General features: G+C 62.0%; 20 protein-coding genes and 1 pseudogene. 16 read left to right on the top strand and 5 right to left on the bottom strand.

The features are described from left to right. The first annotated feature begins 18 nt into the window (after nucleotides 1–18). The 7 genes from NCR40_RS18315 to NCR40_RS18285 all read left to right on the top strand — a co-directional run bounded on the left by NCR40_RS18315 (nucleotide 19) and on the right by NCR40_RS18285 (nucleotide 7,178). Entirely contained in the window at nucleotides 19–1,341 is a 1,323-nt protein-coding gene (locus tag NCR40_RS18315) for an NAD(P)-dependent oxidoreductase (RefSeq protein ID WP_250510193.1), read from the top strand. Nucleotides 1,342–1,379: 38 nt separating this feature from the next. After that, nucleotides 1,380–2,666: an NAD-dependent dihydropyrimidine dehydrogenase subunit PreA gene (gene preA / locus NCR40_RS18310; RefSeq protein ID WP_244829380.1), complete on the top strand. Its 1,287-nt coding sequence runs from the start codon at nucleotides 1,380–1,382 to the stop codon at nucleotides 2,664–2,666. A 32-nt stretch (nucleotides 2,667–2,698) separates the two neighbouring features. Next, a complete protein-coding gene (locus NCR40_RS18305) occupies nucleotides 2,699–4,210 on the top strand; it encodes an NCS1 family nucleobase:cation symporter-1 (RefSeq protein WP_250510192.1) in 1,512 nt (503 codons plus the stop codon). A 46-nt stretch (nucleotides 4,211–4,256) separates the two neighbouring features. Next, a complete protein-coding gene (gene hydA, locus NCR40_RS18300) occupies nucleotides 4,257–5,735 on the top strand; it encodes a dihydropyrimidinase (RefSeq protein ID WP_250510191.1) in 1,479 nt (492 codons plus the stop codon). A gap of 127 nt (nucleotides 5,736–5,862) precedes the next feature. Continuing rightward, a complete protein-coding gene (locus NCR40_RS18295) occupies nucleotides 5,863–6,630 on the top strand; it encodes a CDP-diacylglycerol diphosphatase (RefSeq protein WP_250510190.1) in 768 nt (255 codons plus the stop codon). A 13-nt stretch (nucleotides 6,631–6,643) separates the two neighbouring features. Beyond that, nucleotides 6,644–7,078 carry a BrnT family toxin gene (locus NCR40_RS18290; RefSeq protein ID WP_309848733.1) on the top strand — a complete coding sequence of 145 codons (435 nt, stop codon included), beginning with the start codon at nucleotides 6,644–6,646 and terminating at the stop codon, nucleotides 7,076–7,078. Beyond that, complete coding sequence (locus tag NCR40_RS18285; RefSeq protein WP_250467472.1) at nucleotides 6,996–7,178, top strand: hypothetical protein; 183 nt, start codon at nucleotides 6,996–6,998, stop codon at nucleotides 7,176–7,178. Before NCR40_RS18290 ends, NCR40_RS18285 begins: the two co-directional genes overlap by 83 nt. 48 nt (nucleotides 7,179–7,226) lie before the next feature. Here the strand turns inward: NCR40_RS18285 and NCR40_RS18280 are convergent, their stop codons facing one another. The 3 genes from NCR40_RS18280 to NCR40_RS18270 form a co-directional block, all read right to left on the bottom strand. Beyond that, nucleotides 7,227–7,541: a hypothetical protein gene (locus tag NCR40_RS18280; RefSeq protein WP_244829384.1), complete on the bottom strand. Its 315-nt coding sequence runs from the start codon at nucleotides 7,539–7,541 to the stop codon at nucleotides 7,227–7,229. Between the two features lie 93 nt (nucleotides 7,542–7,634). Continuing rightward, on the bottom strand, nucleotides 7,635–8,876 hold the full coding sequence (locus NCR40_RS18275) for an aspartate carbamoyltransferase (RefSeq protein ID WP_244829687.1): 1,242 nt from the start codon (nucleotides 8,874–8,876) through the stop codon (nucleotides 7,635–7,637). Nucleotides 8,877–8,948: 72 nt separating this feature from the next. Further along, nucleotides 8,949–9,368: a secondary thiamine-phosphate synthase enzyme YjbQ gene (locus NCR40_RS18270; RefSeq protein ID WP_244829385.1), complete on the bottom strand. Its 420-nt coding sequence runs from the start codon at nucleotides 9,366–9,368 to the stop codon at nucleotides 8,949–8,951. A gap of 87 nt (nucleotides 9,369–9,455) precedes the next feature. Here NCR40_RS18270 and NCR40_RS18265 point away from each other — a divergent pair, with 87 nt between their 5' ends. From NCR40_RS18265 to NCR40_RS18255, 3 genes and pseudogenes are all read left to right on the top strand, one after another. Beyond that, nucleotides 9,456–9,944 (top strand): BON domain-containing protein, encoded by a 489-nt coding sequence (locus tag NCR40_RS18265; protein ID WP_250510189.1) that lies wholly within the window; start codon nucleotides 9,456–9,458, stop codon nucleotides 9,942–9,944. A 108-nt stretch (nucleotides 9,945–10,052) separates the two neighbouring features. Then, a pseudogene (locus tag NCR40_RS18260) lies at nucleotides 10,053–10,538 on the top strand (NfeD family protein); the annotation flags it as partial. Between the two features lie 13 nt (nucleotides 10,539–10,551). Beyond that, the gene (locus NCR40_RS18255; protein ID WP_244829387.1) at nucleotides 10,552–11,325 is read left to right on the top strand and encodes a slipin family protein; all 774 of its coding nucleotides are present in this window, start codon (nucleotides 10,552–10,554) and stop codon (nucleotides 11,323–11,325) included. On the opposite strand, the gene NCR40_RS18250 is transcribed toward NCR40_RS18255, so the two are convergent. Together NCR40_RS18250 and NCR40_RS18245 are read right to left on the bottom strand one after the other, a co-directional pair. Continuing rightward, nucleotides 11,322–11,858, bottom strand: a complete 537-nt coding sequence (locus NCR40_RS18250; protein ID WP_250510188.1) for a carboxymuconolactone decarboxylase family protein — start codon at nucleotides 11,856–11,858, stop codon at nucleotides 11,322–11,324. The genes NCR40_RS18255 and NCR40_RS18250 overlap by 4 nt on opposite strands. A gap of 127 nt (nucleotides 11,859–11,985) precedes the next feature. Continuing rightward, nucleotides 11,986–12,570 carry a DNA-3-methyladenine glycosylase gene (locus tag NCR40_RS18245; protein WP_244829389.1) on the bottom strand — a complete coding sequence of 195 codons (585 nt, stop codon included), beginning with the start codon at nucleotides 12,568–12,570 and terminating at the stop codon, nucleotides 11,986–11,988. 47 nt (nucleotides 12,571–12,617) lie between these two features. Between NCR40_RS18245 and NCR40_RS18240 the strand changes: the two genes are divergently transcribed. The 6 genes from NCR40_RS18240 (at nucleotide 12,618) to NCR40_RS18215 (ending at nucleotide 17,228) form a co-directional block, all read left to right on the top strand. After that, nucleotides 12,618–13,055, top strand: coding sequence for a low affinity iron permease family protein (locus NCR40_RS18240; protein ID WP_244829390.1), 438 nt, complete (start codon nucleotides 12,618–12,620; stop codon nucleotides 13,053–13,055). Between the two features lie 497 nt (nucleotides 13,056–13,552). Then, entirely contained in the window at nucleotides 13,553–13,729 is a 177-nt protein-coding gene (locus tag NCR40_RS18235; protein WP_244829391.1) for a Flp family type IVb pilin, read from the top strand. A gap of 64 nt (nucleotides 13,730–13,793) precedes the next feature. Next, complete coding sequence (locus NCR40_RS18230) at nucleotides 13,794–14,303, top strand: A24 family peptidase (protein WP_250510187.1); 510 nt, start codon at nucleotides 13,794–13,796, stop codon at nucleotides 14,301–14,303. A gap of 12 nt (nucleotides 14,304–14,315) precedes the next feature. Beyond that, the gene (gene cpaB / locus NCR40_RS18225; RefSeq protein WP_244829393.1) at nucleotides 14,316–15,293 is read left to right on the top strand and encodes a Flp pilus assembly protein CpaB; all 978 of its coding nucleotides are present in this window, start codon (nucleotides 14,316–14,318) and stop codon (nucleotides 15,291–15,293) included. 44 nt (nucleotides 15,294–15,337) lie between these two features. Next, nucleotides 15,338–16,837 (top strand): type II and III secretion system protein family protein, encoded by a 1,500-nt coding sequence (locus tag NCR40_RS18220; protein WP_250510186.1) that lies wholly within the window; start codon nucleotides 15,338–15,340, stop codon nucleotides 16,835–16,837. A gap of 10 nt (nucleotides 16,838–16,847) precedes the next feature. Next, nucleotides 16,848–17,228 (top strand): CpaD family pilus assembly lipoprotein, encoded by a 381-nt coding sequence (locus tag NCR40_RS18215; RefSeq protein ID WP_244829395.1) that lies wholly within the window; start codon nucleotides 16,848–16,850, stop codon nucleotides 17,226–17,228. Nucleotides 17,229–17,241: the final 13 nt, after the last annotated feature.

The following is a 17,241-nucleotide window of genomic DNA, read 5'->3' as shown; positions in this document are numbered from 1 at the left end:
ATCGAAGAAGGAACGCGTATGACCATGAAGATTGCGGGCCACAGGCTCACGCAGGAACAACTCGCATGCGAGTTTTCGGATGTCGCGCCCTTGCTCGATGCGACTGCCGCCGCCGCCGCGGCAAGCCGCTGTCATTACTGTTATGACGCGCCATGCGTGCAGGCTTGTCCGACGCAGATCGATATTCCGAGCTTCATCCGCAAGATCAGTCACGGCAATCTCAAAGGCGCGGCCGTCGATATTCTCTCGGCCAATCCGCTTGGCGGCATGTGCTCGCGGGTGTGTCCGACCGAGATACTGTGCGAAGGTAGTTGCGTTCGAAACCATCCGGGTGACGAGCCGGTGCGAATCGGCGCGCTGCAGCGCCATGCAACCGATTCGGCGATGGCGCGCGGCGAACCCTTATTCAAGCGCGCGCCGGAAACGGGACGACGAATCGCGATCGTCGGTGCGGGACCGGCAGGACTTGCGTGTGCGTATCGGCTCGCGCTGGCCGGCCATCAGGCGATCATTTTCGATGCGCGCGCCAAACCCGGCGGTCTCAACGAATACGGCATCGCGGCGTACAAGACGGTGGAAGACTTCGCGCAACGCGAGATCGAATGGCTGCATTCGATCGGCGGTATCGAAATCAAAACGGGCGTGGCGCTCAGCCGCGATGTGACGCTCGACGAACTGCGCAAGCAATACGACGCGGTGTTCATCGGCTTCGGTCTGGCGGGTGTGCGTGAGCTGGCGCTGGAAGGCGAGTCGCTCGAAGGCGTGATGAACGCGGTGGATTTCATCGAGCAAGTGCGTCAGGCCGATGACCTCGCGAGCGTGCCGGTCGGGCGGCGTGTGGTGGTGATCGGCGGCGGCAATACGGCTGTCGATGCCGCCGTGCAAAGCCGCAAGCTCGGCGCGACCTCGGTGACCATGGCGTACCGGCGCGGCGTCGAGAACATGGGCGCGACCTGGGCGGAACAGGAGTTCGCGCAGAACAACAACGTGACCATCGTGACGCATGCGAACCCCGTGCGTCTGATCGGCGCGGACGGACACGTCACGGGCGTGGAGTTCGACCGCGCGGGCGAGCGCTTGATCATCGAAGCGGACATGGTGCTGAAGGCCATCGGGCAGACGCTCGTGCCGGTGGGTATCGACCGGGAATTGTTGAGTCTCGATGGCGGGCGCATCGTCACCGACGAGAACCGTCAGACAACGCTCGCCAAAGTCTGGGCCGGCGGCGACTGCGCGACCCACGAAGGACTCGATCTCACCGTGCAGGCCGTGCAGGACGGCAAGCTCGCGGCGGCGTCCATTGGCGCGTCTTTCGAACTCACGGCGATCAAGGCCGCGTAAAAACCCCGCAACGCATTCGATACGGAGCCGATAAAAACATGGCCGATCTTCGCTGCACTATCGCTGGCATTACATCGCCGAATCCGTTCTGGCTTGCATCGGCGCCGCCGACCGACAAAGCGTATAACGTCAACCGCGCGTTCGAAGCGGGCTGGGGCGGCGTCGTATGGAAGACGCTCGGACTCGACCCGCATGTGGTCAACGTCAGTTCGCGTTATGGCGCCGTGCAATGGAACGGGCAACGCATGGCGGGGCTGAACAACATCGAGCTGATCACCGACCGCCCGCTCGACATCAACCTGAAAGAGATCGCGCAAGTGAAGCGCGACTGGCCGGACCGCGCGCTGATCGTCTCGTTGATGGTGCCGTGCAACGAGAAAGACTGGAAGTGGATTCTCACGCAGGTGGAAGACACCGGCGCGGATGCGGTCGAACTCAACTTCGGCTGTCCGCATGGCATGAGCGAGCGTGGCATGGGCGCGGCGGTCGGGCAAGTGCCGGAGTATGTCGAGATGGTCACGCGCTGGGTGAAGGAAGGCACGCAGTTGCCGTGTCTCGTGAAGCTCACGCCGAATATCAGCGACATTCGCATGGGGTCGCGCGCGGCGTTCAAGGGCGGCGCGGATGGCGTGTCGCTCATCAACACCATCAATTCGATCGTCTCCGTCGACCTCGACCAGATGGCGCCGATGCCCACCGTCGATGGCAAAGGCACGCACGGCGGCTACTGCGGCCCGGCCGTGAAGCCGATTGCGCTCAACATGGTCGCCGAGATCGCGCGCGACCCCGAAACGCCCGATTTGCCGATCTCGGGCATCGGCGGAATCTCCACCTGGCGCGACGCCGCCGAATTCATGGTGCTCGGCGCGGGCAGCGTGCAGGTGTGCACGGCGGCGATGCACTACGGGTTTCGCATCGTCTCCGATCTTGCTGACGGCCTCTCGAACTGGATGGACGAAAAAGGCTACGCCACGCTCGACGACATTCGCGGGCGCGCGGTGCAGAACGTGACGGACTGGAAGTACCTCAATCTCAAGTACGACATCAAGGCGCGCATCGATCAGGACAAGTGCATCAAGTGCGGGCTGTGCCATATTGCGTGCGAGGACACGTCTCATCAGGCCATTCTCAAGGAGAAAGACGGCAAGCGTCACTTCGAAGTCGTCGATGCCGAGTGCGTCGGATGCAATCTGTGCATGCACGTATGCCCGGTCGAGCAATGCATCACGATGGAACGCGTCGATGCCGGCGAGTACGCGAACTGGACCACGCATCCGAACAATCCGGCGCGTGTCGATGCGGAAGAAGCCGCCAAAGCCGCCTGAAGTCATTGCAACGATCAACAGGAGTTCGTCCGATGAAGCAGACAGCGCAATCTGTCGATCCGAATTTCGCGGCCAACTTGCAGGCGAGCAGCCTGTATAACGACGACCTCGCGCCAACGGGTCCCGCGCAGCGCACGTGGAAGTGGTATCACTTCGCGGCGCTGTGGGTCGGCATGGTGATGAACATCGCGTCCTACATGCTCGCGGCGGGGCTCACCGAGCAGGGCATGTCGCCGTGGCAGGCGGTGGTGACGGTGTTGCTCGGCAACCTGATCGTGCTCGTGCCGATGCTCCTGATAGGTCACGCGGGGGCGAAGCACGGCATTCCTTACGCGGTGCTGGTGCGCTCGTCGTTCGGCACGCAGGGCGCGAAGTTACCGGCGCTGTTGCGGGCCGTCGTCGCATGCGGCTGGTATGGCATTCAGACGTGGCTCGGCGGCAGCGCGATCTACACGCTGCTCAACATTCTCACGGGCAACGCGCTGCACGGCGCGGCGCTGCCGCTTCTCGACATCTCCGACGGACAGCTTGCGTGCTTCCTCGTGTTCTGGGCGCTGCAGATTTACTTCATCGTGCATGGTACCGATTCAATCCGCTGGCTCGAAAGCTGGTCCGCGCCGATCAAGGTGCTGATGTGCATCGCGCTCGTCTGGTGGGCGACGAGCAAGGCGGGCGGCATCGGCAACATGTTGTCGGCGCCGTCGCAGTTCGTCGCGGGTGGCAAGAAGGAAGGACTCTTCTGGGCGACGTTCTGGCCGGGTCTCACCGCGATGGTCGGCTTCTGGGCGACGCTCGCGCTGAACATTCCCGACTTCACGCGCTTCGCCCGCTCGCAGCGCGATCAGGTGATCGGGCAGTCCATCGGTCTGCCTGCGCCGATGGCCTTGTTGTCCGTGATTTCGGTGGTGGTGACATCGGCGACGGTCGTGATCTACGGCAAGGCGATCTGGGACCCGATCGACCTGACGAGCCGCATGACGGGCATCGGCGTGGGCGTTGCGCTCGTCATCCTCACGCTCGATACCATGTGCTGCAATCTTGCGGCCAATCTCGTCGGTCCGGCTTACGATTTTTCGAGTCTCTGGCCAAAGGGCATTTCGTATCGCGCGGGCGGCATGATCACGGCGACGATCGCCATCGTCATGATGCCGTGGAAGATTCTCGCCACCACGCAGGGTTATATCTTTACCTGGCTCGTCGGTTACTCGGCGTTGCTCGGGCCCGTCGCGGGCATTCTGATGGTCGATTACTTCCTGATTCGCGGCACCCGGCTCGATCACCGCGAACTTTTCGATGAACACGGCGAATATTCGTATAGCGGCGGCTGGAATATCGCGGCGGTCGTGGCGCTGCTCGTCGGCGTGCTGCCCAATCTGCCGGGCTTCCTGCATACGGCGTTCCCCGCGTCGTTCCCGAACGTGCCGGCGTTCTTCAACATGCTTTATACGTATGCCTGGTTCGTCGGGCTCGTGCTGGCCGCGCTCGTGTATGGTTCGTGGATGAAGCTGCGTGGCAGCCCGCAGGCCGGGGTTCTGAGCGCATGAGCGTCCGAAGGAATTTTCGAAGCCCAAGATTCGCAAGGAGAAGACAATGCCAACCCTGATTCGCGGCGGCACCATCATCGATCCAGAACGCAGCTATCGCGCAGATGTGTTGTGCGCCGACGCCGCGTCCGGCGGCACGATCCTGGCGATCGGGCCGGATCTCGAAGTACCGGCGGGCACGAAGATCGTCGACGCGGGCGGACAGTACGTGATGCCCGGCGGGATCGATCCGCACACGCACATGGAACTGCCTTTCATGGGCACGACCGCCAGCGACGACTTCTATACCGGCACGGCGGCGGGCTTGTCGGGCGGCACGACGAGCATCATCGATTTCGTGATTCCGAGCCCGAAGCAACCGCTCATGGCAGCGTTCAAGGAGTGGCGCGGCTGGGCCGCGAAGGCATCGGCGGATTATGGCTTTCACGTCGCGGTGACGTGGTGGGACGAATCGGTGCATCGCGACATGGGCCTGCTCGTGCATGAGCACGGCGTCTCCAGCTTCAAGCATTTCATGGCCTACAAGAACGCGATCATGGCCGATGACGAAGTGCTCGTGAACAGCTTCACGCGCTCGCTCGAACTCGGCGCGCTGCCGACCGTGCATGCGGAAAACGGCGAGCTCGTGTTCCAGTTGCAGAAGCAACTGCTTGCGAAGGGCTTCACGGGACCGGAGGCGCATCCGCTTTCGCGGCCGCCTGAAGTGGAGGGCGAGGCGGCCAATCGCGCGATTCGCATCGCGCAGGTGCTCGGCGTGCCTATCTACATCGTGCATGTATCGGCGAAAGATGCCGTCGATGTCATTGCGCGTGCTCGCAACGACGGCCTGCGTGTGTTCGGCGAAGTGCTGCCGGGGCATCTCGTGATCGACGAATCGGTGTATCGCGATCCCGACTGGACGCGTGCCGCCGCGCACGTGATGAGCCCGCCGTTTCGCACGAGCGAGCATCGCGAGGCGCTGTGGCGCGGGCTGCAGTCCGGGCAGCTTCACACGACGGCGACGGATCATTGCGTGTTCTGTGCATCGCAAAAGGCCATGGGGCGAGAGGACTTCACGAAGATTCCAAACGGCTGCGGCGGCGTGGAAGACCGGATGTCGGTGTTGTGGCATCACGGCGTGAACATGGGGCGTCTCACGCCGAACGAGTTCGTGCGCGTGACATCGACCAACGCGGCGCAGATCTTCAATCTGTATCCGAGGAAGGGCGCGGTGCAGGTGGGTTCGGATGCGGACCTCGTCGTGTGGGACCCGGCGGCGACGCGGACCATCTCCGTGAAGACGCATCATCAGAAGGTGGACTTCAATGTGTTCGAGGGCATGACGGTGCAAGGCGTGGCCACGCATACGCTCACGCGCGGCGAACTCGCCTGGACCGATGGCGATTTGCGCGCGGTACGCGGCGCGGGTCAATACCTGAAGCGTCCGCCAAATTCGTCGTACTTCGAGGCGGCGCGCGTGCAGAACAAGCTGAAGGAGCAGCATCCGGTGGAGCGCGCGGGGGATAAGGCGATGAAGGCCGCCTGAGTGGTTCGAACCGGCCTCGTGTGGCTCGACGCTGCACCGGGCTTGGTCACATCCGAAGCATGTTCACACGCTTGCAAGCATAATCCGGCACGCTGTCCTCTTATCCAGCGCTGCCCGAATCATGCCCATGCGAAACCTCCACAAGCTTTGCCTTCTCGCTGTCACGGCCTTCTGCACGACGCTTTCCACTGCGCGCGCGGCGAATCCGAACGCGCTGTGGGAAATCGTCCACGACTATTGCGAACCCGCCGCCGAGGGCGCGCCGGTCAAGCAGAAATGCGCCGACGTAAACCTCGCGGGCGGCTACGCGGTGTTGAAGGATATCGTGGGCGTCGCGCAATATCTGTTGATTCCGACGGCGCGTGTGAGCGGCATCGAAAGTCCCTTGATACTGGAGCCGCAGACGCCGAATTATTGGCGCGACGCATGGCAAGCGCGCCGTTATGTCGATGACAAGCTTCGCCGCTCCTTGCCACGCGATCAAGTGTCGCTTGCAATCAACTCGGCAAGCGGGCGCACGCAGAACCAGTTGCATATTCATATCGACTGCCTCGCGTCCGACGTCGCGCAGACGTTGCGCGAAGTCGGGCCGGGCATCGGCCGCGAATGGGCGCCGTTGCCGGTGCGCTTGCGCGGGCATCGGTACGACGCCATGCGGATCGACGACGCGGATCTTACGCATACCGATCCTTTTGCGCTGCTCGCGCCTTACGCGGCGCGTCGCGGACAAACGATGGGCGACCAGACGCTGTTGCTGGCCGGCGCATGGCTGCCCGGTGGCAAGCCCGGATTCTTTCTTCTCAACGATCATGTGCAACCGGGTGACTGGGCTTCGTCGGAAGAACTGCAGGATCACACGTGCGCGTTAGCCGATCGGTCTATAGAGAAACCGTGACGAAAGAGCAAGAATGACGGCAGGCTGTTTCATTCGGATCACGAAGAAAAATTTTGTGACGCCGCTTGAACGCCTCTTGTCAAACTTCTTTCATGTAGTCACGATAATGCACATCGACATCTTGTTCGATCCGCAGAAGGACGCGGCGAACGTCAATCGTCATGGCATGTCGCTGGAACGTACGCGGGAAATCGCGTGGCGAGAGGTGATGTGTCACGCAGACGCTCGTCGCGACTACGGCGAGGTACGCGAGGTCGGCTTCGTGCCGATAGAAGGGAAAGTACATTGCGTGGTGTTCACGCAGCGAGGCGGCGCATTGCGAATCATCAGCTTGCGTCGCGCCAATAACCGGGAGAATGAGAGATATGAGCGAAGCATCGTACAGGTTTTACCGCAATACGCCGGAAGAGGAGGCGGAGATCGAACGGGGCATTCAGATGGACCCTGACACCTACGTCATGTCCGACGCCGAGTTCGAAGCCGCCATGCGCTGGGCAGACAGCCAGTCCGGTGAATTAACCGCAAACCAAGTTACGCCGCCGCGTTGACGTCCTGCATGTGCGACTGACTTCCCCAGTCAGTCGCGCGGCAACGGGTCAATGCGCTTCACGGCTTATCACTCGATGCGCGAACACTCGCGGACCGACGCCTTCGACCCGCGCTTCCGGCATGACCCGTCGCAAAGTGCGTAATGTAAACGCAAGGTCTTCGCTCGCTACATCGAATTCGAGCCTTAGGGCGCATCCTTCACGCTGCGCCTGACTGACATATACGCCGAGAGGCGAGTGAAACAACTGGCGGATGCGCTCGCAAGATGCATCGTCGTTCGCCATGCGGGCGCGCGCCATGATCCGCAACCGCTGACAAGCGCCGCCGTGATGGCCGGCAAACTGCGCAAGTGTCATATCCATGATCGGGCTCCATCGCGTCTTTTCTTGATATAAGCATACGCGGGGCCTTGTCAACGCCGTATCAGGAAACAGATGCGGCGCGTAAAAATCTCATTAATCGAAGCCCTGAAAAACCGCGTCGTCCGGGCCGATGGAGGCCGGCGATTTCCACGTCGCGTCGCGCATGGAATGCCGCACCTGATGCTCAACGCCCAGCAGAACGGCAAAGATCGCCATGCGGACTGCAATGCCGTTGTCGGTTTGCCGGAAGATGGCAAGACGCGGATCGTGATTCAGGTCGGTGGCGAGATCGTTCGCGCCGGGACGGCTGTCGCGCGGCAGCGGATGCATGATGAGCGTGTCGCGTCCGCAGGCTTCGTTCACGAGCGCCTGGTTGATCTGGAAGTCCGGCGTATAGCCTTCGATGGACTCGTCCGCGAAACGCTCTTTCTGAATGCGCGTGGCATAGACGACATCCGCGCCCGCAAGACCCGCGCGCAGATCGCTCGTCTGTTCGATGACATGATCGCCTCGCGCGATTCGCTCGATGATATGCGCCGGCATTTCCAGCGAACCCGGCGAAATCAGCGTGAACTTGAGGCCCTTGTAAAGTGAGAGCAGCTTGGCAAGCGAATGGACGGTGCGGCCATATTTGAGGTCGCCGACCATCGCGATATGCGCGCCATCGACTATCTTCCCGAGCCGCGAAAACTCGCGCTGGATCGTGTAGAGGTCGAGCAGCGCCTGGCTCGGATGCTCGCCGGGGCCGTCGCCAGCGTTGATCACGGGAATGTTGGTCGCACGCGCGAACTCCGCGACGGAGCCTTGCTCGGGATGCCGCACGACGATAGCGTCCGCATAGCCGCTGATCACGCGGCTCGTGTCGTAGATGGATTCGCCCTTCGCCATCGACGAGAATGTGAAGCCGGTCGTGTCGACCACCGAGCCACCAAGCCGACAGAACGCCGAGCCGAAACTCACACGGGTACGTGTGCTCGCCTCGAAGAACAGGTTCGCCAGCACCGCGCCCTCCAGCACGCGCGTGATTTTGCGGCGCCGCGCGATGGGCTGCATCATGTCCGCTGTGCGAAAGAGCGCTTCGGCCGATTCACGCGAGAACTGATCGATGGAGACGAGCTGCGGGCGGCCTTCGTATGCAATCGACGGATATACGCTTTGCGTAGATGTTCCACCCTCGGGCATGCCGTCCAGAATCTCGCCGACATAGCGCGCGGCGATCTCCGGCATGGCGCGCGATTCCGGCGACTCGTCCGGCAGAAGCCATGTGTCCAGCGCACGCCGCGACACGCCGATGCGGGCCGCGAAGGCATCGCGGGTCATGTTCAGACGCCGCATGGCGTCGCGAAGCACGGTCTGTTGCTGGCTCACGGTCGTCGCTCCTTGAATGTACGCGGAGCGTATATTAGGTCACTCGCCGATCAGATGCAACACCAGTTCGCGATCATGCGATGCCGTGCGGTGCTCGAATACGTATATGCCTTGCCACGTGCCGAGCACCATGCGGCCCGCTTCGACCGGAATCGAGAGCTGGACGGTGGTGAGCGCGGTGCGCAGATGCGCGGGCATGTCGTCGGGACCTTCGGCGTCGTGGACATAGCGGCCCGGCGCTTCGGGGGCGACGGTTTCGAAATAGCGTTCGAGGTCCGTGCGCACGTCGGGATCAGCGTTCTCCTGAATCAAGAGCGACGCGGACGTGTGTCTGCAGAAGATGGTCAGCAAGCCGGTGCGGATATCCTGATGATCGACCCAGCGGTCGATGGCGCGCGTGACTTCGTGCAAACCGCGCGAGCCGGTTGCAACCGTCAGATGTTGAAGTGCCTGTTTCATGTCGGTCCCGTTCGAAAAGATGCGAAAGATGCGGGAAGATGCTTCTGTCAGTCTACCGGCTATGCTTTGGCAAGGGAGCAAAGAGCGATGACATCGAAAGTCCCGCCCGGATGGCGCTATCTGACCGCGTTGGCGTGCCTGCTGCCCATCACGCTTGCGGCACTCGCCGATGAAGCACGCGTCAATCGCGGTGACGACCCGTTCATGCAAGTATCGAAAGCAATCGCGAATTGCCCGACCCCGCGCGGTCCCGTCGAAACCGAACAGGAATGGCGCGACGAAGCGCATTACCGCATCGAGCGCGGCAATAGCTGCTGGATCGCGGGACGCTGCCGCCTCTCGAACAGCTACGCGTACGACCGGGAAATCGCCGAGAGCACGACGCGCCGCCTCAACGCGCTCAACGCGTCGCTGCAGTGGCGCGAGCACACCAGCCTGTGGCTTACGATCCAGCGCCGCTTCATCTATCTCGACGGCTGCGTCACGCGCGATTTCGACAAAGCGCGCTTCGTATCGGAATTAGGCGAGACCGCCGATGTCGAAAAGATCATCGACCGGACGACAACGCAGCCCTGAGCGCGCATTTCGCGCGTAAGCTGAAAGCAGCATCGTCCCCAGCGGTCGTCGCCCATGAAAACCCATCTTTCCGAGTGGCTCAGTCATATGTCGCTGATGGCCACGTTCTTGCCACTCGACTCCGCCGGTCTGGGTCTCGTCGTGCTGGGGCTCGGCTTACTCGTCGCGGAAATGTTCCTGCCGACCTTCGGCGCGCTCGGCATCGGCGGAATCATTGTGTTTTCGACCGGCGCGCTCATGCTCGTCAATAGCGGAGTGCCTGCCTTCGGCATGCCCTTGAGCCTCTTGACGGGGTTCGCTATCGTGGCCGCGCTCTTCGTGTTCGGCGTGTCGAGCGTCGCCTTGAAGGCGCGCAAGCGGCCCGTGGTGAGCGGCAGCGAAGCGATGCCAGGCAGTATCGGCGTGATGCTCGATGCAACCGGCGCCGCGCCCGCAAGTGGCTGGGCGCGTGTGCACGGTGAACGCTGGCGCGTGCAGACGGCTTCATCGCGAGAACTTCCAGGCGAGGGCGCGCTCGTGCGTGTGCTGTCGCGGCACGGACTGACGCTCATGGTCGAAGCGCTGGAGCGCGACCGGCAATCGCATCAACACTAACGAGGCATTAAAAATGGGGCTTACTTTTGGGTTTGGCGGCATTGTCATTGCGCTCGTCATCATTCTCGTGCTTTCGTCGGTGCGCATTTTTCGCGAGTACGAACGCGGCGTCGTGTTCACGCTCGGCCGCTTCTGGAAAGTGAAGGGGCCGGGGCTCGTGCTGATCATTCCGGCGGTGCAGCAAGTAGTGCGGATGGACCTGCGGACCGTCGTCTTCGACGTGCCGCCGCAGGATGTCATCACGCGCGACAACATCTCGGTGAAGGTGAATGCGGTGGTGTACTTTCGCGTCGTCGATCCGGAGAAAGCGGTGATTCAGGTCGCGCGTTTTCTGGAAGCCACGAGTCAGCTCGCGCAGACCACCTTGCGCGCGATACTCGGCAAGCATGAACTCGACGATCTGCTCTCGGAACGCGAGCGCCTGAACAGCGACATTCAGCGCGTGCTCGATGCCCAGACCGATGCCTGGGGCATCAAGGTATCGAATGTCGAGATCAAGGACGTGGATATCGCCGAGACGATGATCCGCGCCATCGCGCGCCAGGCCGAAGCCGAGCGCGAGCGCCGCGCGAAGATCATTCATGCGGAAGGGGAGTTGCAGGCATCCGAGAAACTTCTGCAAGCGGCTCAGATGCTGGCGCAGGCGCCGCAAGCCATGCAACTGCGCTACTTGCAGACGTTGACGACGATCGCCAGTGACAAGAGCACGACGATCGTCTTCCCCATACCGATCGATATCGTGAGCGCGGTGCTCGACAAGATCGGCAAGGGTGGCCGCGAGAGTTAAACCAGCGCTAGGAAGTCCAGCGTGGTGTCGTTCACGCGATTGAAGAGATTCGTGAAGTTGATGACGCTCGCGGCGAAGAGCGCGTCGATCACTTGCGCGTCGCTGTAACCTGCCGCGCGCACGGCATCGAGCACTTCGGCTTTCACCGTGCCGCGTGAACCGGTGGCTTCGCGCACGAAGCGCACGAGCGCATCGCGTTTATCGTTGCCAGTGGCGATACCCGCGCGAATCTGCTTCGTTTCTTCCTGCGTGAGACCGGCCAGCTTGCCGACGACCGTGTGCGCGGCTTCACAATAATCACAACCTGCCTGTCCGCTAACGGCGAGCTTCACGGCTTCGATATCGGCTTTGCTCAAACTGCTTTTAGCGAGCGTCGCGTCATTGGCGAGCGATGCCGCGAGCGCGCCGGGACTATGCGTGCCGACGGTTGCATACGCATTGGGTACGCGGCCTGCGGCCTTCTTGATCTTGGCGAAGAGTTCGGCGGTGTCACCCGTGGCTTCGTTCACATCGACTTTGGAAATGCGGGACATGGTGTGCTCCTTTTGGTTGATTGCCATGTGTCGTGGCATGGATGCACTGTATGTCTTTGCCGGAATCGCGTGAATGCTCTCCAGGCTCGGAAAGATGCTCGCGCGTCTCAATCGAGTGGATGATGTTTCAAGAAGAGGATGGAAAGGGTTTGCTCACGAACCTCGACCCGGCGAGGCCGAAGCGCCAGGGCACGTCCATTGCCTTGGAAATGCCGATGCGCGGCCCGCTCACGATATCGACTGCATCGTCCGGTGCTTCGACGCAGAACGGCGCTTCGAGCAGCGACATGCCGTTCTGCTTATGCGTGATGCCCAGGGCTTGCGCTAGGCGGCCCGGACCGGAACAAAGCAGCTTGATGGGTTCGAGCCCGCGTCGTTCGCGCATGAGATCGAGTCCGACGAGCGGCTCGATGGCGCGAATCAGCACGCCGGCGCCATGACCTTCTTCGCGGCAAACGAAGTTCAGACACCAGTGGATGCCATAGGATCGATAGACATAAGCATGAGCGGACGGTCCGAACATGACCGCGTTGCGCGGCGTGAGACCCGAGAAAGTATGCGAAGCGGGATCTTCGCGGTCGTATGCTTCGGTTTCGACGATACGTCCACCGACGCCATCGAAAGTGACGATGGCGCCGATCAGCCGCCGCGCCACGATGTCCGACGCGGCATTGAAGTCGATAGCAGAATGGAGTGTGGGCTTGGCTTTCACAGAAGGTATTCTAACCGCGCACAAGATAACGACCGAGAGATGCTCACATGAAGTCTTCCTGGTTCCTCAAATTCTCGAATGGTCTCTCGCGCGTGGCGGGACATGCGTCGACGTTCATCATTGCGGTCGTGCTGGTGATCGTGTGGGCCGTCTCCGGGCCGATCTTTCACTTCAGCGACACATGGCAGCTTGTCATCAACACGTCGACGACCATCGTCACGTTTCTCATGGTGTTCCTCATCCAGAACACCCAGAACCGCGATACGGCCGCCATGCAGATCAAGCTCGATGAATTGATCCGTGCAGTGGACAACGCGCATAACGCTTTACTCGACCTCGAAGAACTCGACGAGAAAGACCTGGCCATTTTTCGTAAGCGCTATGCAAAACTGGCGGAGGAAGCGCGTGACGACTTGCGCTCGGCGAGCAAGGATATCGACATGCCGATTTTCCCGAACGATGCCAGACGCAAGGAAAAGAAATAGTGGGATATTGCGCCCGATGACAGTCGCGCTCAAGGTTAAACAAAAAGTTTGCAGAACGTGCTAAAGCGCGTGACAAGCAGGTATTAATGGTTGTAGCATTAACCTTACAGCGCGATATCCGGTTTTAGCGATGCTTGAATATTAAGCGGCATCGGTCGCGGCGGCGGCCTCGAACGTCGTCGAAGCCCTGCATGTAAAGGCGCAGCCCGAACGCCTCGCAAACGTTTTCTGAAAAAAATGCAAAGGCACGGAGAGTCGCTCGCTCGCTGTCAAGACACGCTTTAAACACGCTAAAAGAAAAATTTCTCTCTATAAAGTTTTAGCGTTGTTTGCCGACAGCGGTCTAGTTCATTCATTTTAAAACGTCGAATTAAGGCCATTTCCGGCCTCTAAATGACGAAGTAATTCCTTGTGGCTCTAGCTAGGATTGCTGTACCCGGTACCCCTAATGCCGGGCCGCACCTACCTACTCAATGCAAAAACAAGGAATGACCAAAATGACCAAGTTTTTCAAGAAATTCATCCGCGACGAACGTGGCGTCAGCGCGATGGAATACGCGATTCTGGCTGGGATCGTCGGCGTGGCGCTCGTCGCCGTGGCAGGCACGTTCAGCACCAGCGTTTCGGGCTGGTTCACGTACCTCAACACCAAAGTCACCGCCGCCCAGAAGTAACGACGTATTCGAGATCCGCGTCTCGCGGATCTCCCCCTTTCTTTCACTCGGTATCCGGTCCATCGTGCTGCTCGCATCCCTTGCCATCCGTCTCATCGTGCTGTGCGCGCTCTTGGTGCTCGCCGTCATCGATGTCCGTGCGCGTCGCCTGCCGACCGGGATCGTGCTTGCGATCGGTTCGCTCTTCTTTGTCGATGCGTTGCTGCGAAAGCTGTCGCTCGACGAGATCATCGCGCATCTGAAACTCGCATGTGTCGTGTTCGCGATCTGCGCCGCGCTTTTCGCCGCAAAGATGCTCGGCGGAGGCGACGCGAAACTCGCGGCCGTCATCTTTCTCTGGGCTGGCGTCAGTCTGTCGCTGCCGGCTCTCACGCTCATCTCGCTGATCGGGACCGTGGTGTCCCTCGTCAGTCTCGCCACCCGCAACATGAAGGCCGATCAGACATCGTCTCCCATGCGCGCGCTGGCGATGTTCTCCGGCGCGCGCGGCGTGCCTTACGGCGTGGCGCTGGCGCTCGGCGGCGGTCTTGTGATCGTGCTGCCGGCCGCGCTTCCCTTGTTAATGACGCATTAGGCCGGCACTCACATGTCCAACTTCATCAAGTTCGCCGTTCTTCTCGTCGGCGCCCTGCTCATCGCTCTGGTCGTGCGTGTGGTGGTGGCAAGCGCGAGCAAGCCGTCCGCGCCCACCGTCAACACGGAGAAGGTGCTGGTCAGTGCAGCCGCCTTGCCGCAGGGCTTGCTTCTGCGTGACGAGGACATCACCTGGAAACCGATGCCGGCCAACGAAGTGCCGGTCAATGCCGTCGTGTCGGGCGCGCAGAACGCGCCGGAACTCAAGGGTGCGCTGTTGCGCCATCCGGTCGAAAGCGGCGCGGTACTCGTCGCCGACGACGTGATTCTGCCGAACGCGCCGGGCTTTCTCGCCGCGACGCTCAAGCCCGAGATGCGCGCCGTCTCCGTAGCCGTCGACGATGTCTCCGGCAATGCCGGCCTGATCCAGCCGGGCGACTACATCGACCTGATCCTCACGCAGCAGATGGACCGCCGCACCGATTCGCCGGACCTCGCGGTGTCGAGCGAAACGGTGGTCGAACATGTGCGCGTACTGGCCGTCGGTTCGGAAATCAAGCGCCCGAAGGCCAGCAGCGACGTACCCGATATGAGCGCGCGAGCGCGCACCGTCACGCTCGAAGTGACGCCGCGCATGGGCGAAGTCGTGGCGGTTGCCGCGCGCCTCGGCAGTCTCTCGCTCGCCTTGCGCTCGTTTGCTACTGCAAGTCGCGATCCGGCCGCCGCCGCCGCGGCAGCCAGCGCGACGTCGACCGAACGTCCGCCAATCTGGGCCGGCGACATCTCGCGCGCCGTTCGCTCGTTGCCGCACGCAAGCCGCGCGCCGCAGAGCGCGCCTGGCGTGGCCGCCGCGCCGCCCATGCCGCGCACCGTGATGGTTTATCGGGGCTCGGAAAAGTCGGATGGTCAGAACGTCGCCCAGGCGGCAGGCGGGGCGCCCGAGAACGCGCCACCGTTGCCCGGCGTTCCGTCGCTTCCCGTCCAGCGCTAATGCCCCAAGCCGGCGGTGATCCGGCGACCAAGGAAAAGATAGTCATGAAAACGCAGTTCAGTTCGAGATCGACGCCGATGCTGCCCACCGCGGCGAGCCTGCTCGCGCTCGTGTGCGCGGCATTCGGCCTGACGCCGCTCGCGCATGCCGCCGGCGCTCAGGTGATCAACGTCGCGGCTCGTCCGGGCGCGGGCGCCGTGCCGTCTAAAGGTGCCGCTACCGCCGAGGCAAGCCAGGGCGTACTCGCACTCGATGCAGGCAAAGGCTCGATGCTTCATCTGCCCGAGGACGCCGTTTCGGTGTTCGTGGCCGACCCGAGCGTCGCGGATGTGCAGGTGCCGTCGCCGCGCGCGGTCTTCGTGCTCGGCAAGAAGGCCGGTTCCACCACGGTCTACGCGCTCGGCGCGAACAACAAGCCGATCTTTCAGAAGACCGTTGTCGTGACGCGCGACATGGTCGCGTTGCGCGCCATGCTGAAGGCGCGCTTTCCCAACACGAATATCGATGTGAACGGCATACAGGGCTCGCTCATTCTGACGGGCCAGGCGCAGAATCCCGCCGAGGCGGATACCGTCGTGCAGGCCATCACACCGATGCTCGCGGACAAGGAAGTGCTCGTCAATCGCATGACCATCGACAAGCCCTTGCAGATTCAACTGCGGGTGCGGATCACGGAAGTGGACCGCAACGTGACGCAGCAGTGGGGCATCAACTGGCAGGCTATCGGCAGCGCGGCCGGCAACTGGTATAGCGGCATCTTCAGCGGCCGTCAGATCTACAACTACAACCAGCCCATCACGACTTCGTCGGGCTCGGTGACCTATCCGCTCAATCTCGCGACCAACAACGCTTACTCGCTGTTCGGCGGGTTCCGGACGGCCAACACCGATATCCGCGCGCTAGTCGATGCGCTGAATCAGGAAGGCCTGCTCACGGTGCTCGCCGAGCCCAATCTCGTCGCGCTTTCGGGCCAGACGGCGAGCTTCCTCGCGGGCGGCGAGTTTCCGATTCCGGTGTCGCAGATCAACGGCGCGATCACGGTCGAATTCAAGCAGTTCGGCGTCAAGCTCGACTTCACGCCGACCGTGCTCAACGACCGCCGCATCAGCCTGAAAGTGCGGCCGGAAGTCAGCCAGATCGACACGACGGCAAGCGTGACGACCAACGGCGTGACCGTGCCGGGCCTTTCGGTGCGCCGCGCGGATACCACCGTCGAACTGGCGAGCGGTCAGAGCTTCGCCATTGGCGGGCTGCTCCAGAGCAATACGACCGACCTCGTATCGCAAGTACCCGGCATCGGCTCGATCCCTGTGCTCGGCAAGCTGTTTTCCTCGTCGAACTACCAGAACAACAAGACCGAGCTCGTGATCATGGTGACGCCGTATATCGTCGAGCCGACCGATCCGGCCAAGCTGCGCACACCGATCGAGTCGCTGGTGTCGCCGAGCGGCGACATCGAATATGGTTTCGCCCGAATGTTTGGGGGCACCGAATCGGCACCGGGAAACCCTCGTCTCGTCGGCGCGGCCGGCTACGTCTATTGAGCCTGATGCCATGAACCACGCACGTTTCATTTCGCTCTTCACCGCCTGCTCGCTCGCTTTGCCGCTTGCTGGCTGCTTCATCAAGCCGCCCGTGAGCATGCCCGATTCACGCGTCATTGGTTACGACGGCAACGCCGCCGTGCCGCCCGACTGCGAGAAACTCACGCGCGCCTCGCTGTTGTTCGATTCCGGCGTGCGACGCCCGTCGATGCAATGGGGCTGTGCCACCTACACCAACCTCGCGGCGCAGGTCGCGAACCCGCAAGACCTCGTGAATCCGCAGACGCTCGGCCCCGCCGATGCCGCGGTCGCCGCGAGCGCCGTGCATCGCTATGAGACGGGTCAAGTGATTCCGCTCGACACCACGACGACTACGCGCAATGGCAAGTAAGCGCGCCTTCGAG

The organism is Caballeronia sp. GACF4 (assembly GCF_023631025.1).
Classification (GTDB): Bacteria; Pseudomonadota; Gammaproteobacteria; order Burkholderiales; family Burkholderiaceae; genus Caballeronia.
The sequence above is the reverse complement of the archived record's forward strand: the minus strand, read 5'-3'. Positions and strand labels throughout refer to the sequence as shown.